This is a genomic window from Nonomuraea salmonea, from assembly GCF_042428605.1.
Taxonomy (GTDB): Bacteria; Actinomycetota; Actinomycetes; order Streptosporangiales; family Streptosporangiaceae; genus Nonomuraea; species Nonomuraea salmonea.
This window is the reverse complement of the sequence record NZ_JBHMCF010000011.1, coordinates 1,116,413-1,133,391: the sequence shown is the minus strand read 5'-3', so window position 1 is coordinate 1,133,391 and position 16,979 is coordinate 1,116,413. Positions and strand designations below refer to the sequence as shown.

At 72.4% G+C, this 16,979-nt stretch carries 18 protein-coding genes; 5 read left to right on the top strand and 13 right to left on the bottom strand.

The genetic code is table 11. From position 1 onward, the window contains the following. Positions 1-43 precede the first annotated feature (43 nt). On the top strand, positions 44-664 hold the full coding sequence (locus ACFFR3_RS15630) for a TetR/AcrR family transcriptional regulator (RefSeq protein WP_364374080.1): 621 nt from the start codon (positions 44-46) through the stop codon (positions 662-664). Beyond that, positions 661-1,599, top strand: coding sequence for a glycoside hydrolase family 113 protein (locus ACFFR3_RS15625; RefSeq protein ID WP_345400850.1), 939 nt, complete (start codon positions 661-663; stop codon positions 1,597-1,599). The genes ACFFR3_RS15630 and ACFFR3_RS15625 overlap by 4 nt, the downstream gene beginning before the upstream one ends. Here the strand turns inward: ACFFR3_RS15625 and ACFFR3_RS15620 are convergent. From ACFFR3_RS15620 to ACFFR3_RS15560, 13 genes are all read right to left on the bottom strand, one after another. Next, positions 1,580-2,344 carry a class I SAM-dependent methyltransferase gene (locus ACFFR3_RS15620; protein ID WP_345400853.1) on the bottom strand — a complete coding sequence of 255 codons (765 nt, stop codon included), beginning with the start codon at positions 2,342-2,344 and terminating at the stop codon, positions 1,580-1,582. The genes ACFFR3_RS15625 and ACFFR3_RS15620 overlap by 20 nt on opposite strands. After that, positions 2,344-3,024 (bottom strand): DUF4191 domain-containing protein, encoded by a 681-nt coding sequence (locus ACFFR3_RS15615; protein ID WP_345400856.1) that lies wholly within the window; start codon positions 3,022-3,024, stop codon positions 2,344-2,346. The genes ACFFR3_RS15620 and ACFFR3_RS15615 overlap by 1 nt, the downstream gene beginning before the upstream one ends. 209 nt (positions 3,025-3,233) lie before the next feature. Then, positions 3,234-4,028 (bottom strand): alpha/beta fold hydrolase, encoded by a 795-nt coding sequence (locus tag ACFFR3_RS15610; protein ID WP_379483322.1) that lies wholly within the window; start codon positions 4,026-4,028, stop codon positions 3,234-3,236. 20 nt (positions 4,029-4,048) lie between these two features. Further along, complete coding sequence (locus ACFFR3_RS15605) at positions 4,049-4,435, bottom strand: VOC family protein (RefSeq protein ID WP_345400865.1); 387 nt, start codon at positions 4,433-4,435, stop codon at positions 4,049-4,051. A gap of 100 nt (positions 4,436-4,535) precedes the next feature. Continuing rightward, entirely contained in the window at positions 4,536-5,492 is a 957-nt protein-coding gene (locus ACFFR3_RS15600) for an AraC-like ligand-binding domain-containing protein (RefSeq protein WP_345400868.1), read from the bottom strand. 111 nt (positions 5,493-5,603) lie between these two features. Further along, a complete protein-coding gene (gene lipA / locus ACFFR3_RS15595; RefSeq protein WP_345400871.1) occupies positions 5,604-6,533 on the bottom strand; it encodes a lipoyl synthase in 930 nt (309 codons plus the stop codon). A gap of 42 nt (positions 6,534-6,575) precedes the next feature. After that, positions 6,576-7,556, bottom strand: coding sequence for a M48 family metalloprotease (locus ACFFR3_RS15590; RefSeq protein ID WP_345400874.1), 981 nt, complete (start codon positions 7,554-7,556; stop codon positions 6,576-6,578). A gap of 58 nt (positions 7,557-7,614) precedes the next feature. After that, positions 7,615-8,307 (bottom strand): lipoyl(octanoyl) transferase LipB, encoded by a 693-nt coding sequence (lipB, locus tag ACFFR3_RS15585; protein WP_345400877.1) that lies wholly within the window; start codon positions 8,305-8,307, stop codon positions 7,615-7,617. Positions 8,308-8,344: 37 nt separating this feature from the next. Then, the gene (locus ACFFR3_RS15580; protein ID WP_345400880.1) at positions 8,345-9,082 is read right to left on the bottom strand and encodes a Type 1 glutamine amidotransferase-like domain-containing protein; all 738 of its coding nucleotides are present in this window, start codon (positions 9,080-9,082) and stop codon (positions 8,345-8,347) included. Positions 9,083-9,121: 39 nt separating this feature from the next. Beyond that, positions 9,122-10,015: a TIGR01777 family oxidoreductase gene (locus ACFFR3_RS15575; protein WP_364374061.1), complete on the bottom strand. Its 894-nt coding sequence runs from the start codon at positions 10,013-10,015 to the stop codon at positions 9,122-9,124. Between the two features lie 206 nt (positions 10,016-10,221). Then, positions 10,222-11,673, bottom strand: a complete 1,452-nt coding sequence (gene sucB / locus ACFFR3_RS15570) for a 2-oxoglutarate dehydrogenase, E2 component, dihydrolipoamide succinyltransferase (RefSeq protein WP_379483321.1) — start codon at positions 11,671-11,673, stop codon at positions 10,222-10,224. Positions 11,674-11,711: 38 nt separating this feature from the next. Further along, positions 11,712-13,076, bottom strand: a complete 1,365-nt coding sequence (gene lpdA, locus ACFFR3_RS15565) for a dihydrolipoyl dehydrogenase (RefSeq protein WP_345400895.1) — start codon at positions 13,074-13,076, stop codon at positions 11,712-11,714. A gap of 51 nt (positions 13,077-13,127) precedes the next feature. Further along, positions 13,128-14,597 carry a leucyl aminopeptidase gene (locus ACFFR3_RS15560; RefSeq protein WP_345400898.1) on the bottom strand — a complete coding sequence of 490 codons (1,470 nt, stop codon included), beginning with the start codon at positions 14,595-14,597 and terminating at the stop codon, positions 13,128-13,130. A gap of 105 nt (positions 14,598-14,702) precedes the next feature. Between ACFFR3_RS15560 and ACFFR3_RS15555 the strand changes: the two genes are divergently transcribed. The 3 genes from ACFFR3_RS15555 to ACFFR3_RS15545 are packed head-to-tail and all read left to right on the top strand — an operon-like array spanning position 14,703 to position 16,971. Further along, entirely contained in the window at positions 14,703-15,050 is a 348-nt protein-coding gene (locus ACFFR3_RS15555; RefSeq protein ID WP_345400901.1) for a GntR family transcriptional regulator, read from the top strand. Continuing rightward, entirely contained in the window at positions 15,047-16,006 is a 960-nt protein-coding gene (locus ACFFR3_RS15550) for an SdpI family protein (RefSeq protein ID WP_379483320.1), read from the top strand. Before ACFFR3_RS15555 ends, ACFFR3_RS15550 begins: the two co-directional genes overlap by 4 nt. After that, a complete protein-coding gene (locus tag ACFFR3_RS15545; protein ID WP_379483319.1) occupies positions 16,003-16,971 on the top strand; it encodes a CPBP family intramembrane glutamic endopeptidase in 969 nt (322 codons plus the stop codon). The genes ACFFR3_RS15550 and ACFFR3_RS15545 overlap by 4 nt, the downstream gene beginning before the upstream one ends. The last annotated feature ends 8 nt before the right edge of the window (positions 16,972-16,979 follow it).

The window sequence follows — 16,979 nt, the reverse complement described above, 5'->3', positions numbered from 1 at the left end:
ACCGGGTATGGATTTTTACCCGGTACGGTTTTATGCTGTCCGCATGATGATGGCGGGGCTCAGGGAGCGGAAGAAGGAGCAGACCAGGCAGCGCATCGCCGAGACGGCGCTGCGGTTGTTCGGCGAGCGCGGCTACGACGCGGTGACCGTCAACGAGGTCGCCGAGGCGGCCGGGGTCGCCAAGGTGACGCTGTTCTCGTACTTTCCCAGCAAGGAATGCCTGGTCCTGGACGCGATCAAGGACGACTACGCCGCGGCCGTGAAGGGCCGGCGCGAGGGGCAGACGCCGCTGGGGGCACTGCGCGAGTACTGCAGGGGCATCGTCAGGCGCGGCGCCGGGACGTCCGTCGAGGCGTTGATCACCAGGGTGCAGGTGGTCGCGTCGAGTCCCGCGCTGCTGTCGGAGGTCTACAAGACGAACATGGGCGAGCGCGAGGAGCTGGCCGCCGCGCTCGAAGCCGCCATGCCGGACGCGGGCCTGGCGCCCCGGCTCATGGCGGCGCAGATCACCGCCGTCATCACCACGCTGCAGGAGACGTTCTTCCAGCGGCTCTTCACGGGCGTGCCGCTGGAGGAGGCCGAGCGGCTGCTCCAGGAGGAGGTCGAAGTAGCCTTCGACCTCCTCGAACACGGGCTTTCACCTGACGATGGGGATAAATCATGAAGAAGGGCATCAACTACGACACCGGGTTCCTGCCCGGCGACGACCTCTCACGCAAGACCTTCGACCCCGCCACCGTCGCGCGCGAGATGCGCGTCATCGCCGACGAGCTGCACTGCCAGGCGGTCCGCGTCTCCGGCGGCGACCCGCGCAGACTGGCCGTCGCGGCCGAGCAGGCCGCCGCCGCGGGCCTCGAGATCTGGTACGCGCCCTTCCCCGTCGACCTCACCGAGGACGAGATGCTCGACCTGTTCACCGACGCGGCCGCCCAGGCCGAGTCGCTGCGCAGGAACGGCGCCGCGATCACGTACGTCACCGGCTGCGAGATCACCGCCTTCGGCCCCGGCTACATCGAGGGCGCGACCTACCGCGACAGGCTCGCCGCGCTGGGCGCCGCCGACGTCGCGTGGTGGATGGACCTCATGCGGGTCATGCCGCGCTTCAACGCCTACCTGGCGCGGGTGGTGGAGGCGGTGCGGCCGCGGTTCGGCGGGCGGGTGTCGTACGCGGCCGCGCCCTGGGAGCAGGTGGACTGGACGCCGTACGACGTGGTCGGCGTCGACGCCTACCGCGCCTCCTACAACGCCCACGACTTCGCCGACGAGCTGCGCGCCCACTTCAAGCACGGCAAGCCGGTCGCCGTCACCGAGTTCGGCACCTGCCCCTACCAGGGAGCCGGCGAGCGCGGCGGCATGGCCTGGGCGGTGCCGGACGGTGCGGTGCGCGACGAGGGCGAGCAGGTGCGCTACTTCCATGAGCTGCTCGACGTCTTCGAGGCCGAGGGCGTCGAGACCGCCCTGTGGTTCACCTACGCCGCCTACACCCGCACCGGCGCGGCCGACCTCGGCTCGTACGGCGTCGTCACCATGCTCGACGGCACCCGCCATCGGCCCAGGGAGCTCTTCCACGCCATGGCGGCTAGATATTCGCGCAGCTGAAGATGGCCGTGCCGGGAAGGTGCCGGCCGCGCAGCGGGCTCCAGCCGCCCCACACCCGCTCGTGCCCCTGGGGCCACTCGGGCTCGACCAGCCCGGTGATCGTCAGACCTGACGCGGCCAGCAGGTTGACCCAGTCGGCCATCGTGCGGTGGTGCTCGACGTAGGTGAGCGTGCCGCGCTCGTCGCGCTCCTCATAGGGGGAGCGGTCGAAGTAGGACCGGTCGGAGGTCAGCCCCCGTGGCCCTGGATCGTCGGGGAAGGCCCACCTGATCGGATGGCTCACCGAGAACACGAACCGCCCGCCCGGCCGCAGCACCCTGCGCACCTCGCGGAAGACCGCCGGCGGATCGGCCACGAAAGGCAGCGCGCCGTACGCCGAGCAGACCACGTCGAACGCCTCACCGGCGAACGGCAGCAGCTCGGCGTCGGCCTGCACCACCGGGACGCGGACGCCGCTGTCGAGGTCGATGCGCTGGGAGTGGCGGAGCTGGCGGTGCGAGATGTCGAACGCCGCCACCCGCGCCCCGCGCGTCACCAGCCACCGCGCGCACTGGGCGGCGCCGCAGCCGATCTCCAGCACCCGCCGCCCGCGCACGTCGCCGAGCAGGCCCGCGTCGGCCTCGTCGAGCCCCTCAGGGCCCCACACGAAGCCGCTGTCACGCAGGAACCCGCCGTGCTCGACCTGGTAGTCGTCGGCGTTGCCGTCCCACCAGCCGCGGTTGGCCCGCGACGAAGGCGACAGCACTAGCGCATCTTGGGGCCGCGCGGAATGCGGGCGCCCTTCGGCATCGGGCCCTTCGGCATCGGCATGTTGCGCGGCAGCGAGCGCAGGCGGTCCTTCACCTCGTTGACCGACGGCTTCTTCAGGTTGCGCGGCAGCTTCATCAGGTGGCGCTGCAGCTTGCCGAGCGGCACCTGGCCCTCGCCGTCGCCGCACTGCACGTCGTAGATCTCGATGCCCAGCACCACCCGCGAGATGCGCTGCTTCTCCGCCTTGAGCATCTTCGCCACCCGGTTGCCCGGCCCCTCGGACACCAGCACCACGCCGGGATAGCCGACCACGAGGTGCACGATGTCCTGGTCACGGTTGACCGCGATGGCCGGGGTGACCTGCCAGTTGCCGCGCATGCCCTGCAGCACGGCCGCGGCCGCGCCGGTCTGGCCGTGCAGGATCGAATATTGGGCCTTCTGGGCGAGCTGCCCGAAGACCACCAGGCCGACGGTGAACGCGGCCAGGATGCCGAGGAACACCGAATACCACAAGTAGTCCGTGACCAGGCCGATCACGACGACCACCGCCAGCGTGCCCACCGCCGAAAGGAAGACGATCGGCATACCCTTGGGGTTGGCCTGCTGAATGATCTTCGCGATCATGCGGAGCTGCTTGATGCGCCCCGGCTTCTCTGGGTCCTCGGACTTTGCCATGCTCAGAAGGATACAAACCAACTGGTGCGGGAGGGAAAACGCAACCCCCGCCGTTCTTCCCTTGTGACCTAGATTTTCACGGTTACGGCCAGGGGAGGTCGGCCGCGTTACGCCCGGCGCGTACGACCTGCTCGCCCTCGACCGTCCGCCACCCGCCCTCCCGCACCTGGAACGCCCGGGAACCAGGGCAGCGGCACCGCGTCGCGCGGTCAGGCCGCCACGAAGAACTCCAGGAGTTCGGGGACCAGCGCCTCCGGGGTCACGTTGTGCGCCTGGCCCGGCAGTACGCGCCGCACCGCCCCCGGCACCGTCGCAGCCACCGCCGCGCCCGCGTTCGCCATCCAGGCCGGGCTCTCGCCCCCGTTGAGCACGAGCGTCGGCTGGGTGAGCCCGGCGAGCCGGGCGGCCGGCAGGGCGTTGCCCGGCCCGAGCACCGCCGCCTCGTACACCAGCGTGTGCGCCACCGCCTCCATGGCGGCCCAGGACGGATGCCCGCGCATCGCGTCCAGCATGGAGACCGGCACCTCGGCCGCCTCCACCATGAACCGCTCCACGACCTCGCCCCGCCGCCCGGCCGCGACGAGCGCGCCGAGCTGCCCCGCGAAGTCGCCGGGCAGCGGGGGAGCGGAGTCGTCCACGTGGTACGGCGGCTCCCACACCGCCAGATGCGTGACGGCGGACGTGACCGCGGCGGCCTCCAGCGCCAGCGCCGCCCCCGAAGAGCCGCCGAACACCATGGCCGTCCCGCCCGCCGCCCCGATCACCGCGGCCAGGTCCTCGATCTCCCGCTCGACCGCGTACGGCGCGGTGTCGCCGCTGTCACCCCGTCCCCGCCGGTCGTAGGCGTACACCGTGAACCACCGGGACAGCCCGGCCGCGATGGCCGCCATCGTGGGGTCGCTCCGGTCCGCGAAGGCGCCCTGGACCAGCACGACCGCCGGGCCTGAGCCGCAGCGCCCGAAGACGATGGGCGTGCCGTCCGCGGAAGCGACGACCGTGCTCATCGAGGGGCTCATCGAGGGGCTCACCGCGCGGGCTGAACCAGGCACAGCGCCTCCCAGTGGTGCCCGTCGAGGTCGGCGAAGCCGCGCTGGTAACGCACGCCGTCCTCCTGCCGCACGCCCGCCGGGGTGGCGCCGGCCGCCAGCGCCTTGTCCACCAGCTCGTCCACCTGCGCCGGGCTCTCCATGCCGAGCACCAGGATCGCCTCGGTCGCCGTGCCGGCGTCGGAGATCTCCTTGGTGACGTAACCGGCGAACACCGGCTCCTCCAGCAGCATGACCTGCGTCTGCTCACTGATGACCACCGACGCCATGCCGTCCATCATCCCGAAGAGGGTGAAGCCGAGGCCGGTGAAGAACTCCTTGGACTTGGCGAGGTCCTTGACGGGGAGGTTCACGAAGAGCTGCATCGCTCGGGGTCCCTTCTCTCCATCGCGCTTTTCGGATGCCATGAGCATGCCGCGCGCGGGACCCCGCGGTCTTGCACGTGAGTGCCAGGACGATTGACGTTCAGTGCACGGCGTGGGCGCGGCGGAACTCGGCGGGCGGCACGCCGTACGCGCGCCGGAACAACCTGCTGAAGTGCGCGGAGTCGGGCAACCCCCACCGCGCGCCGACGGCGCTGACCGACAGGCCGCCGCCCGCCAGCAGGTCGGCACGGCAGCGTTCGAGCCGTCGCCGCCTGATCCACGCGGCGACCGTGGTGTGCTCCGACTCGAACAGCCGGTGCAGATAGCGCACGGAGATGTGGCAGGCGGCGGCGATGGTGGCCGGGTCGAGTCCGGGGTCGCCGAGCCGTTCCTCGATGAAGGCGTGCACCTGTCGCAGCAGCGTCCGCCGCCGCGCCTCCTCGGGTAACTCGTCGGTACGGCCGGCGCGCTCGGCGACGGCGGTGCCGATGAGGTCCATCGCCACCGTGGCCAGGCGCGCGGCGCTGTCGGGACGGTAGGTCGCGTGGTCGTCGGCCACCCGCCGCAGCAGCGGCGCGGCCAGCGCGCCCGTGCCCGACGCGCTGTCGATGGGCACGGCGGTGAACGGCGCCACCTGGCCCGCGGGCAGCGCCAGCAGGTCGTGCGGGAAGCTGAACACCGCGAGCCTGACCGAGGCGTCGTAGGCCAGCTCGTACGGCCGCCCGAAGTCGTAGACGGCGAACTCGCCCGCGCCCAGCCGCGCCTGCCTGCCGTCCTGCTCCAGCCGGGCGCCGCCCGAGACCACCAGCACCACCCGGTAGAGCCCGGGGTCGTCGCGGCGGATCAGCCCGGGCGTGCGGTGCATGCTGTGGGGCGTGGAGGTGCGGACCCGGCCCACGCTCATGGGCCCGAGCCTGCCCAGCTCGATCTCGCCCCGCAGCGGCGCGCCCGGCGCGATGTGCGTGTCGAGCGGGCCGAGCGTGTCGCACACGATGGACCGCCACGCCTCGTGGCGATCCTTGGCCGGCAGATCGCTCGTGCGGATCAGGATGGCCATGCGGGTCGTCCCCTCCATCGGCTGCGCTGACATGCTAACCACGCCGCGCCCGCCCCGCATGCGGGCATGAAGGAAGCCCCGGGACACCGTCCCGGGGCTCACGTCATGGGGTCAGGCGGTCTGCCTCGCCTCGATGGCCTGCTGGTAGAGCCGGCCCGCGCGGTACGACGAGCGCACCAGCGGCCCCGACATCACGCCGGCGAACCCGATGGCCTCGGCCTCGGCCTGCAGCTCCACGAACTCCTCCGGCTTGACCCAGCGCTCCACCGGGTGGTGGCGCGGCGTCGGCCGCAGGTATTGGGTGATCGTCAGCAGGTCGGTGCCGGCCTCGTGGAGGTCGCGCATGGCCTCGACGATCTCTTCGCGCGTCTCGCCCATGCCCAGGATCAGGTTGGACTTGGTGACGAGCCCGGCCTCGCGGGCCGTGGTGAGCACGCCGAGCGAACGCTCGTAGCGGAAGGCCGGCCTGATGCGCTTGAAGATGCGCGGCACGGTCTCGACGTTGTGGGCGAACACCTCGGGCTTGCTGGAGAAGACCTCCTCCAGCTGCTCGCGGTTGCCGTTGAAGTCGGGCACCAGCAGCTCGACGCCGCAGCCGGGCAGCAGCGCGTGGATCTGCCTGGCGGTCTCGGCGTAGAGCCAGGCGCCGCCGTCGGGCAGGTCGTCACGGGCCACGCCGGTCACCGTGGCGTACTTGAGGCCCATCTGCTGGACCGACTCGGCCACCCTGCGCGGCTCGTCGCGGTCGTATTCCTTAGGCTTGCCGGTGTCGATCTGGCAGAAGTCGCAGCGGCGGGTGCACTGGTCGCCGCCGATCAGGAAGGTCGCCTCGCGGTCTTCCCAGCACTCGTAGATATTGGGACAGCCCGCCTCTTCACAGACCGTGTGCAGGCCCTCCCGGCGCACGAGCGATTTCAGCTCGGTGTATTCGGGGCCCGTCCTCAGCTTGGTCTTGATCCACGGGGGCTTGCGCTCGATAGGGGTTTCGGCGTTGCGCACCTCCAGGCGGAGGAGCTTTCGGCCTTCAGGAGCAACGGTCACGTTCTCAGCTTACGTCTCCCGGCGAAGCGCCCGGTTCCAGGGTCAGGAGATGAGCCCGAACCCGCGCACGGCCCGCGCGTAGTGGTGGGCCAGCTCCTCGTCGATCCGCTCCGACTCCTCGACCCCGAGCAGCTCCGACGGGGGCGCCGACGGCAGCACGCCGTCGGCGGTGAGCTGGAACTTGGTGAGCGCCGCCGCCCTGATCGCCGCGACGCTCTCGCCGCGTAGCGCCGCCGCCTGCATCGGCGCCAGGTAGCGCCCGCCGGCCGCCTGCTCGTCCAGCTCGGCCAGGTCCTCCTCGGGGACGGCCCGCCGGGCCAGCGCGCGCTGCCTGGCACGCACGCGCGGCTCGCCCGAGCGGGCCAGCCGCGACAGCATGTAGCGCAGCAGCAGCACAGGGCCGCCCAGCACCCGGCCGACGACCCGGCCGAGGAAGGTCGCCACGTCGTACGTCGTGTCGGGCGCCTGGGAGCCGCCCAGCGCGTACGCGATGCGTTCCTGGGCCTGCTCCCTCACCTGCAGCGGCGCCGCCCCCAGCAGCGCGTCGCGCCACGCGTCGAGGGTGTACAGCGCCTCGCTGACCACCCGCTCGTCGCCGGTCGGCAGCCGCGCGTACGCCGTCGCCAGCAGCGCCACCCGCTGCCTGGGCGGCAGCGCCAGCCACAGCGGCAGCCCGACGAGCAGGACGGGGGTGCGCGCCACGCCGACGCGGTCGTAGCTGGTCTCGGGGCTCAGGTCGACGACTGCGATCGTGGCGGGCGGCCTGACCCCGATCTCGGCCGCCACCCGGCGGGCGAGCGCGTGCAGCTCGGGAGCGCCGTCGATGCCGACCGGCTCGGCGTCGGCGGGCAACCGGCCCAGCCGGGGGCGCAGCGCCCACCCGACCGCCAGGCAGAGCAGCCCCACGAACCACCACAGGACCGAGTCGGGCTCGCGCACGATCACCCAGCTGCCCAGCGCGACGAAGGCCAGCGTCAGGAGGTGGACGGCGCACGCGAGCAGGAGGGCTGTGAGGCGCTTCACACCGGGATCGTAAGCCGAACCCAGGACATGCTTCCGCTGCTTTTCCGTGCCGATTCGATTACCGGCGCAGCAGATCCTCCTCGTGGAGGTCGAACGGCTGCCTGCCGAGCGCCTCCGCCAGCCGCTTCTCCGCGATCGGCATGACCTCTTCGACCACGATGCGCCGCCCGGTCTCGGCCGACAGCGAGGAGACGCCCACGTCGGGGAGACCGCACGGCGTGATGCGGTTGAACCAGCTCGGGTCGTTGGCGCAGTTGAGCGCGAACCCGTGCATGGTGACGCCGCGCGACAGCCGCAGCCCCACCGCGCCGAGCTGGCGGTCGGGCAGGCCGAGCGCCGGGTCACCGGCCGCCCACACGCCCGCGCGTCCAGGCACCCGCCGGGCCGTCACGCCGAAGTCGGCGCACACCTGGATCATCGTGTCCTCGAGCCGGCAGGCGTAGGCCACCACGTCGGTGACGGCCACGATGGGGTAGGCGACGAGCTGCCCCGGCCCGTGCCACGTCAGCCGCCCGCCCCGGTCGACGTCGACGACTGGGGTGCCGTCGGACGGCCGCTCGTGCGGCGCGGTGCGCTTGCCCGCGGTGTAGACGGGGGCGTGCTCGAGGATCAGGACGGTGTCGGGCAGCTCGCCTGCGGCGCGCTTGCCGTGCACCCAGCGCTGCAGGGACCAGGCCTGCTCGTAGGGGACGTCGACACCGAGGCGGACGATGGCGAGTGCGTGGGGATCGTCCCCGGGGATGGGGCGCATGAGCCTATTGTGCCGTTCCCTCACCCTTGAAGGGTAATCAGGGGGTCAGCAACCGTGGCTCGATCCTGAACTCCTTGACCCCGTCCGTGCCCTCGCGCTCCACCTTGTACGCGTAGCCGCCCGCCGACACGCTCACCGCCTGGATGAACTCGGTGCCCACGTAGTGCAGCGCCACGCCCTCGTCGGCGGCGTAACCGCCGGGCAGCTCGCCGGAGGCCACCGACGCTTGCAGCAGCGGCCGCCGCTGCGGCTCGGAGTCGTAGTGGACCCCGCACGAGTAGGGCAGCAGCGCCATGCCCTCGGCCCACACCGCCAGGTCGGGCCCGAAGGAGTCGGTGTTGCCGCCGACGTGCCAGCACAACGCGCCCGCGCTCTGGCCCGACAGCACCACCCCGGACCGCCACGCCTCCTCGAACGCCTCGTCAAGCCCGTGCAGCCGCCACAGCGTCATCAGGTTGGCCACGCTGCCGCCGCTGACGTAGATCATGTCCTGGTCGAGCATCCAGGCACGCGGGTCGGGCACGTTGGGCATCGGGAAGACCGTCAGGTGGCTGACCTCGACGTCCCAGCCGGCGAACGCGCCGTACATCTTCAGGATCCAGTCGGCGGAGTCGCCCGACGCGGTGGCCACCAAGCCCAGCTTCGGCCGGTCCTGGCCGGTGAGGTCGAGCCCGTAGCGCAGCAGCCCGCTCGCCTCCATCTGGCCGTGGCGCCTGCTCGGGCGGAACGACCCGCCCCCGATCGCCAGGATGTGCGACTGTCCGGACCGGTTCATGTCAGAGCCCCCCACGCGCGGAAAACGACGAACAGGCCACTAGAGTACGGCCCGCAGCGCCTCGTCGAGACTGGTATGGGCGAAGCCGTATCCGCCGCTCAGCAGCTTGGCCGGACGCAGGCGGTGGCTCGACAGCAGCCCCTCGCGGGCGAACTCGCCCAGCCCGGCCGACAGCGCGAACGCCGGCACCGGGATCGGCATCGTGCTCCTGCGCATCGCCTTGCCGAGCTCGCGGGTGAACGCGGTGTTGGTGACGGGGGCCGGTGAGACGAGGTTGACCGGCCCGTGCAGCTCACGCGCACCGAGCAGGTGCAGCACCGCCCCCACCCAGTCGTCCAGGCTGATCCACGACCAGTACTGCCTGCCCGTGCCGAGCGGCGCACCCAGGCCGATCCTGAAGATCGGCAGCATCCGGCCGAGCGCGCCGCCCCGCCCGCTGAGCACCAGCCCGGTCCGCAGGAACACGGTCCTGACGCCCGCCTCCCCGGCCCCCGCCGCCGCGCCCTCCCAGCGCTCGCACAGCTCGGCCAGGAATCCGCGCCCCTTGCCCTGCTCCTCGTCCACCCACCGGTCGCCGGTGTCGCCGTAGAAGTCGACGCCCGATGCCGACAGCAGCACCTCAGGCGGCCTCGACAGCCCCCGCAGCGCGTCGACCAGCACCCGCGTCCCCTCGACCCGGCTGGAGAGCAGCTCCCGCTTGTACGCGGGCGTCCACCGCCGCTCGGCGATGGGCGCCCCGGCGAGATGCACGACCGCCTCGGCCCCCTCCAGCGGCGCCAGGTCCACGACCTGTTCTGCGGGCTGCCAGAACGCCTCACCAGGCCCGCGAGGAGGCCGGCGTACCAGCCGCACGACCGCACGGCCGCGCGCCTCCAGCGCCTCGGCCAGCGCCGTCCCGAGCAACCCCGACGCCCCCGTCACGATGATCGCCATACCCGCACCCTACGCCGCCGACGGCCACCGGCCCGGCAACGCACGGCGAGCGGGCGGAGGAGGGCACGCCGGTGGGCGGGGAGGGGAAGGCGCGTCAGGGGAGCCGCCGTGGGAACGCGACGGCCGGGCGGCCCCCCGTGAGGGGAGCCGCCCGGCCGGTCGGCGAGCAGCGGGCCGCGAGGCTCCAAGGCCGCACGGCCGCGTGACTACGCGAGGCCGAGCTGGGCCTCGAAGCGGCCCTCCTCCAGGCGACGCTTGATCGTCGTCAGGAAGCGGGCGGCGTCGGCGCCGTCGACGAGGCGGTGGTCGTAGGTCAGCGCCAGGTAGACCATCGAGCGCACCGCGATGACCTCGCCCTCGGCGGTGTCGATCACCACGGGCCGCTTGACGACCGCGCCGGTGCCGAGCATGCCGACCTGCGGCTGGTTGAGTATCGGCGTGTCGAACAGCGCGCCACGGCTGCCGGTGTTGGTCAGCGTGAACGTGCCGCCGGTGATCTCGTCGGGCGTCACCTTGTTGGCGCGGGTGCGCTCGGCGAGGTCGGCCGTCTTGCGGGCCAGGCCGGCGAGGTTGAGGTCACCGGCGTTCTTGATGACCGCCGCGATCAGCCCGCGCTCGGTGTCGACCGCGATGCCCAGGTGCTCGACGTCGAAGTACGTGACCTCCATGGTCTCGTTGTTGATCGTCGCGTTGAGCTTGGGGTGCTGCTTGAGCGCCTCGATGGCGGCCAGCTCGAAGAACGGCATGAACGTGAGCTTGACGCCCTCACGCCGCTGGAACTCGGCCTTGGCCTGGTCGCGCAGCCGCGCGATCTTGGTGACGTCGACCTCGACCACGGTGGTGAGCTGGGCGGCCGTCTGCAGCGACTCCACCAGGCGCTTGGACATCGTCTGGCGCAGGCGCGACATCTTCTCGGTGCGGCCGCGCAGCGTGGTGTCGACCTCGACCGGCTCGGGACCGGCGGCGGCCGGAGCCTGAGCGGCGGCGGCCGGGGCGGCGGCGGGCGCGGCCTGGGCGGGCGCCTGGGCCGGTGCGGCGGGAGCGGCGGCGGCCTGGGCCTTCTCGCGCTGCGCCTTGGCGGCCTCGAGGACGTCCTGCTTGCGGATGCGGCCACCGACGCCGGTGCCGGTGATGGAGTCGAGGTCGACCCCGTGCTCGTTGGCGAGCTTGCGCACCAGCGGCGTCACGTAGGGGCTCTCACCCGACGGCACGGCGGGAGCGGGCTGCGCCTGCGGAGCGGGGGCGGCCTGCGGGGCGGGGGCAGGAGCGGGCGCAGGCGCGGGGGCGGGCTGCGCCGGAGCCGGCTGCGGGATCGAGGAGGCCGGGGCGGCGGGGGCGGGCTCGGGCTCCGGCTCGGGCTCGGGCTCGGGAGCCGGCGGGGCGGCCGCCTCGGGCGCCGGGGCGGCGCCGCCGGGCTGGCCGTTCTCGTCGATGACCGCGAGCTCGGCCCCGACCTCGACCGTCTCGTCCTCAGCCACGACGATCTTGGTGAGGACACCCGCGGACGGCGACGGGATCTCGGTGTCGACCTTGTCGGTCGACACCTCGAGGAGCGGCTCGTCGGCCTCGACGCGCTCGCCCTCCTTCTTCAGCCAACGGGTTACCGTGCCCTCGGTCACGCTCTCGCCGAGCTGGGGCATCTGTACGGAGACCGGCATCGTTATTCTTCTCTCGCGTTCTGATCTCGAGGGCTGGACTAGTTGTGTACGTGCAGCGGCTTGCCGGCCAGAGCCAGCATCGCCTCACCCATGGCCTCGGACTGGGTCGGGTGTGCGTGAATGAGCTGGGCGACCTCTGCGGGCAGGGCCTCCCAGTTGTAGATGAGCTGGCCTTCTGTGACGAGCTCGCCGATGCGCCGGCCCACCATGTGGACGCCGACGACGGGCCCGTCCTTCTGCGCGACGACCTTCACGGCGCCCGCCGTGCCGAGGATCTGGCTCTTGGGATTGCCCGCGAGGTCGTAGACCTGCTCGACGATCTCGATGCCGCGCTCGGCCGCCTGCGCCGAGGTGAGGCCCACCGAGGCCACCTCGGGGTCGGAGTAGGTGATGCGCGGCACGCCCGCGTAGTCGATGGGCGGCGGGTTGAGCCCGGCGATGTGCTCGGCGACCATGATGCCCTCGGCGAACCCGGCGTGGGCGAGCTGCAGCGTGGGGATGAGGTCGCCGATGGCGTAGACGCCGGGCACGGAGGTCTGGCAGTGCTCGTCGACCACGACGGCGCCGCGCTCGATGGCGATGCCCTGCTCCTCGAAGCCCATGCCGGCCGAGACCGCGCCGCGGCCGACGGCGACGAGCAGCAGCTCGGCCTCGAGGGTCTTGCCGTTGGCCAGGGTGACGACGACGCCGGTCTCGGTGGTCTTGGCTCCCTCGAAGAAGACGCCCAGCTCGTATTTGATGCCGCGGCGGCGGAAGGCCCGCTCGAGCAGCTTGGAGCTGGACTCCTCCTCGGTCGGCAGCAGGTGGGGCAGCGCCTCGACGATGGTGACCTCGGCGCCGAAGGAGCGGTAGACGCTCGCCAGCTCGACGCCGATGACGCCGCCGCCGAGGACGACCACCGAGGCGGGGACGCGGTCCATCTTGAGCGTGTGCTCGCTGGTGATGACGCGCTCGCCGTCGATCTTCAGGCCGGGCAGCGTCTTCGGCGCCGAACCGGTGGCCAGGACGATGTTGCGGCCCTCGTAGACCTCGGAGCCGACCTGGATCCGGTTGGCGCCGACGAGCTTGCCCTCGCCCTCGACGATCGTCACGCCCGCGGCCTTCAGCAGGCCCTGCACGCCCTTCCAGGCCCGAGTGACGATCTTGTCCTTGAAGGCGTGGACGCCCTGGACGTCGATGCCCTCGAAGCTCGCCTTGACGCCGTAGGACTCGCTCTCGCGGGTCTCGTCGGCGATCTCGGCGGAGTGCAGCAGGGCCTTCGTGGGGATGCATCCCCTGTGGAGGCAGGTGCCGCCGATCTTGTCCTTTTCGATCAGGGCGACCGACTTGCCCAGCTCAGCCGCCCGCAGGGCGCAGGCGTAACCGCCGCTGCCGCCTCCTAGGACGACGATGTCATAGGCCACAGGAAGGCTCCTTGTCGGGGTGTTCGTGATGCCGTCATCTTTTCATTTGTTTCAGATGCTCGCGTGCCGCTCTGCGAGTCCGATCAGGGTGCGCGTGATGGCGCCCGTGCCGCCCTTGGGCGTGTAGCCGTACGGCTCGCCCTTGTTGTACGCGGGACCGGCCATGTCGATGTGGGCCCAGCGCACCCCGTCGGGCACGAACTCCTTCAGGAAGATGCCCGCGGCGAGCATGCTGCCCCACCGCTCGGGCTGCAGGTTGGCGATGTCGGCGACCGGGGAGTCGAGGCCCCTGCGCAGCTCCTCGGGCAGCGGCATGCCCCACGCGCCCTCGCCGGCGGCGCCGGCGGCCTCGACCACCAGCTCCCTGACGGCGTCGTCGTTGGACATGACGCCGGCGGTGCGCCAGCCGAGCGAGACGATCTGGGCGCCGGTGAGGGTGGCGACGTCGACGATGAGGTCGGGCTGGTCCTCGGCGGCGCGGGCGATGCCGTCCATGAGCACGAGGCGGCCCTCGGCGTCGGTGTCGAGCACCTCGACGGTCTTGCCGCTGTAGCTGTGGATGACGTCGGAGGGACGCTGGGCGGTGCCGCTCGGCAGGTTCTCGGCCAGGCAGAGGTAGCCGACGGCGTTGACCGGCAGGCCGAGCCTGGCGATGCCGATGAGCGCGCCGAGCACGGCGCCCGCGCCGCCCATGTCGGACTTCATCCAGTCCATCGAGGCCGACGGCTTGAGCGACAGGCCGCCGGAGTCGAAGGTGATGCCCTTGCCCACGAACGCGAGGGTCTTGCTCGCCTCGGGGTGGCTGTAGGAGAGGCGGACCAGGCGCGGCGGGCGGGCCGAGCCCTGGCCGACGCCGATGAGGCCGCCGTAGCCGCCGGCCTTGAGCTGCTCGTCGTCGAGCACCTCGACGCTCACCCCGGCCTTGTCGCCGACCTGCTCGGCGATCTCGGCGAACTTCGCCGGCCACAGGTCGGACGGCGGGGTGTTGACCAGGTCGCGGACGAGGGAGACGGCGTCGGCGAGCACGCCGGCGCGCTCGGCCACGCCGTCGCCCTGCTCCGACAGCACGGTCAGCTCGGCGACCGGGGCCTTCTGGTCGCCGTCGGTGCGGTAGCGCGAGAAGGCGTACGCGCCGAGCAGGCCGCCGAGCGCGACGGCCTCCGCCTCGTCGGGGGTGCCCGCGGGCAGCGCGAGCGCGGCCCTGGAGACGCCGGCGACGGAGCGTACGGCGGCGCCGGCGGCGCGGCGCAGGCCCTCGAGGCCGGGGGAGTCGCCGAGGCCGACGGCGACGAGCACGGGGGCGGTGACCGAGCCGAACGTCGGCAGCTTGGCCAGCTCACCCGCCTTGCCGGTGAAGCCCACGGCGTCGAGTGAGGCGGCCAGCTTGCCGCCGAACGCGGATTCCAGGGACTCCACGCCCACCGCGGGGACGGGGCCGTCCTGGCCTGACCGGAAGCCGACGATCAGGGCGTCGGTGTCGATGGAGACTGGATCTGCTGAGTTCAGCCGCACTGTGGTCACGTAAACCGATGCTATCCACGGTTTCTGCGTACTCACAAACAGGGGTTCATCCCACCAATCGCAGCTCAGGACCCTGCACATAATGGTGCTAGTGTCATTGGCACCATGTTGCTGACGCTCGACCTCAACGACGCCCGGCCGCTCCACGAGCAGGTGGCCGGCGCGATCCGCCGTGCCATAGGCGAGGGCTCCTACCGGCCGGGCGACCGCCTGCCGCCGGCCCGCGACCTGGCCGGCGCTCTGGGCATCAACCCCAACACCGTGCTGCGCGCCCTGCGCGACCTGCGCGACGAGGGGCTGCTGGAGTTCAGGAGAGGCCGCGGCGTCAGCGTCGCGCGGCGCGCCGACGGGCGCGCCCTGCTCGCCCAGCGGGCCCGCGAACTGCTCGAGGAGGCCAAGAAGCACGGCTACAGCCGTGACGACCTCATCACCATCCTGGAGGAACTGACGTGATAGCCCGTGCCGTCGCCGCCGCGTGGGGGCTGGCCGTGACCGCCGCGCTCGTCCTGCCCGCCTGCGCCGTACGCGACCGGCTGCCCGATCCGATGGCCACCCACTGGTCGGGCACCTCGCCCGACGGGTCCAACTCGTTCGCCGGGCACGTGGCCGTCAGCGCCGGAATCTGGGTGGTGCTCGCGGTGGCCATGGTCGCGCTGAGCGGGCGGGCGCAGGTGCGTCGCGCGTCCAGGATGACCTGGTGGGGCCTGCTGTTCGGGACGGGCGTGCTGCTGATGGGGGCCCAGGGCTCGACGCTGTCAGCCAACCTCGACGTCCCCGACTGGACGGCCGCCACGCTGCCGGGCTGGCACATCGCCGCCATACTCGGGGGCATGCTCGCGGCCACGGCGCTCGCCGCCGTCCTCGCCAAGGGAGAGCCCGACGAGCCGGCGCCGGGCAGCCAGGCGCCGCCCGTGCTGCGGCTGCGGTCCGGCCAGCGGGCCGTCTGGGTCAGCCGGGTGGTCAACCGGGGGCTCACCGTGGCCGTCGTCGCCGTGTTCGCCGTCACCGTGGTCATGACCCTGCTCGGGCTGCGCGGCCATGGCGGCTCCCTCATGGCCGCGGTCCTGCCGGGCTCCGTCATCCTCCTCGTCGTCGGGCTCGCCACCATGGCCGTGTCCGTGCGCGTCGGCGACGGCCTGATCAGGATCGGCTTCGGGCCGTTCGGCTGGCCCGCGCGGCGGATCAGGCTGTCGTCCGTCGAGTCGGCCTGGGCCGAACGGCGCTCGCCCGCCGACGCCGGCGGCTGGGGCTTCCGCGGCGTGCCGGGAGCCGCCACCATCATGTTGCGCGGCGGCGAGTGCCTCGTGCTCCGCTACCGTTCCGGTGGGCAGCTCGCGATCAGCATCGACGACGCCGAGCGCGGCGCCGCCCTCATCAACGCCCTCGTCGCGGAGCGTGCCCAGCCATGAAGAGACCGCTGCTCGTCTACCTCGTCCTCGCCTTCGGCCTGTCCTGGGCCGCGGCCCTGCCCCTCTGGCTGAGCGACGGCCTCGGCACGCCGTCCAAGGTGCAGGCGCTCGCCGCGCTGATGATGCTCACGCCCACGATCGGCGTGCTCGGCGTGTGGATCGCCGCTCGCACCCCGCTTCGCCGGTGGGCGAAGGAGACGGGCCTGACCCTCGGCGAGAGCAGGGGCCGCACCCTGCGGCTCGTGCTGGCCGCCTGGCTCGGCGTGCCGCTGCTGACGCTGCTCGCCATGGGCTTGAGCGCCGCCGCCGGCCTGGTCTCGCTGGACCTCGGCGGGTTCAGCCTGCTCGCCGAGGTGCTGCGGGCGCGCGGCGTGCAGCCGCCTGACGAGATGACCTCCGTGGCCGTCATGCAGCTTGTGCTGGCGGCGCTGCTGGGGCCCGTGCCGATCCTGATCCCGGCGCTGGGGGAGGAGTGGGGCTGGCGCGGCTGGCTGCTGCCCCGGCTCACCGCCGCCAACGGCGCCGTCATGGGGCTGGTCTACTCCGGGCTCATCTGGGGGCTGTGGCACGCCCCGATCACCCTGCTCGGCTACAACTACCCGCGGCTCGGCTCGTGGGCGGCGCTCGCGTTCATCGGCTTCTGCACGGTGGGCGGCGTCGTCATCGGCTGGCTGCGGCTGCGGTCGGGCAGCGTGTGGCCCGCGGTGGTGGCCCACGCGTCGCTCAACGCCGTCGCCGGGCCCGTCCTGCTGCTCGGCGACGCCGCCCACCCGCCGAACGAGATCTTCGCCGGCATCACCGGCGTGGTGGGCTGGGTGCTGCTCGCCCTGGTGGGCGCGGCTCTGCTCCGCTTCCTCCCGTTGACCGGACGAACTCCCGCCGCCCCGCCGGCGCACGACGTCCCCGAGGACGCCGAGCCGGAGTCGGCTCCGTCCGGGCCTGGGCGGTCCGGCGAGGCGGGCTGAGGCGGGCT

Bases quoted from the DNA above. Each gene is read 5' to 3' on its own strand.
- ACFFR3_RS15630 (WP_364374080.1), top strand. From the start codon at position 44: ATGATGATGGCGGGGCTCAGGGAGCGGAAGAAGGAGCAGACCAGGCAG.
- ACFFR3_RS15625 (WP_345400850.1), top strand. From the start codon at position 661: ATGAAGAAGGGCATCAACTACGACACCGGGTTCCTGCCCGGCGACGAC.
- ACFFR3_RS15615 (WP_345400856.1), bottom strand. From the start codon at position 3,024: ATGGCAAAGTCCGAGGACCCAGAGAAGCCGGGGCGCATCAAGCAGCTC.
- ACFFR3_RS15610 (WP_379483322.1), bottom strand. From the start codon at position 4,028: ATGAGCACGGTCGTCGCTTCCGCGGACGGCACGCCCATCGTCTTCGGG.
- ACFFR3_RS15605 (WP_345400865.1), bottom strand. From the start codon at position 4,435: ATGCAGCTCTTCGTGAACCTCCCCGTCAAGGACCTCGCCAAGTCCAAG.
- ACFFR3_RS15600 (WP_345400868.1), bottom strand. From the start codon at position 5,492: ATGGCCATCCTGATCCGCACGAGCGATCTGCCGGCCAAGGATCGCCAC.
- lipB (WP_345400877.1), bottom strand. From the start codon at position 8,307: ATGCGCCCCATCCCCGGGGACGATCCCCACGCACTCGCCATCGTCCGC.
- ACFFR3_RS15580 (WP_345400880.1), bottom strand. From the start codon at position 9,082: ATGAACCGGTCCGGACAGTCGCACATCCTGGCGATCGGGGGCGGGTCG.
- ACFFR3_RS15575 (WP_364374061.1), bottom strand. From the start codon at position 10,015: ATGGCGATCATCGTGACGGGGGCGTCGGGGTTGCTCGGGACGGCGCTG.
- sucB (WP_379483321.1), bottom strand. From the start codon at position 11,673: ATGCCGGTCTCCGTACAGATGCCCCAGCTCGGCGAGAGCGTGACCGAG.
- ACFFR3_RS15555 (WP_345400901.1), top strand. From the start codon at position 14,703: ATGTTGCTGACGCTCGACCTCAACGACGCCCGGCCGCTCCACGAGCAG.
- ACFFR3_RS15545 (WP_379483319.1), top strand. From the start codon at position 16,003: ATGAAGAGACCGCTGCTCGTCTACCTCGTCCTCGCCTTCGGCCTGTCC.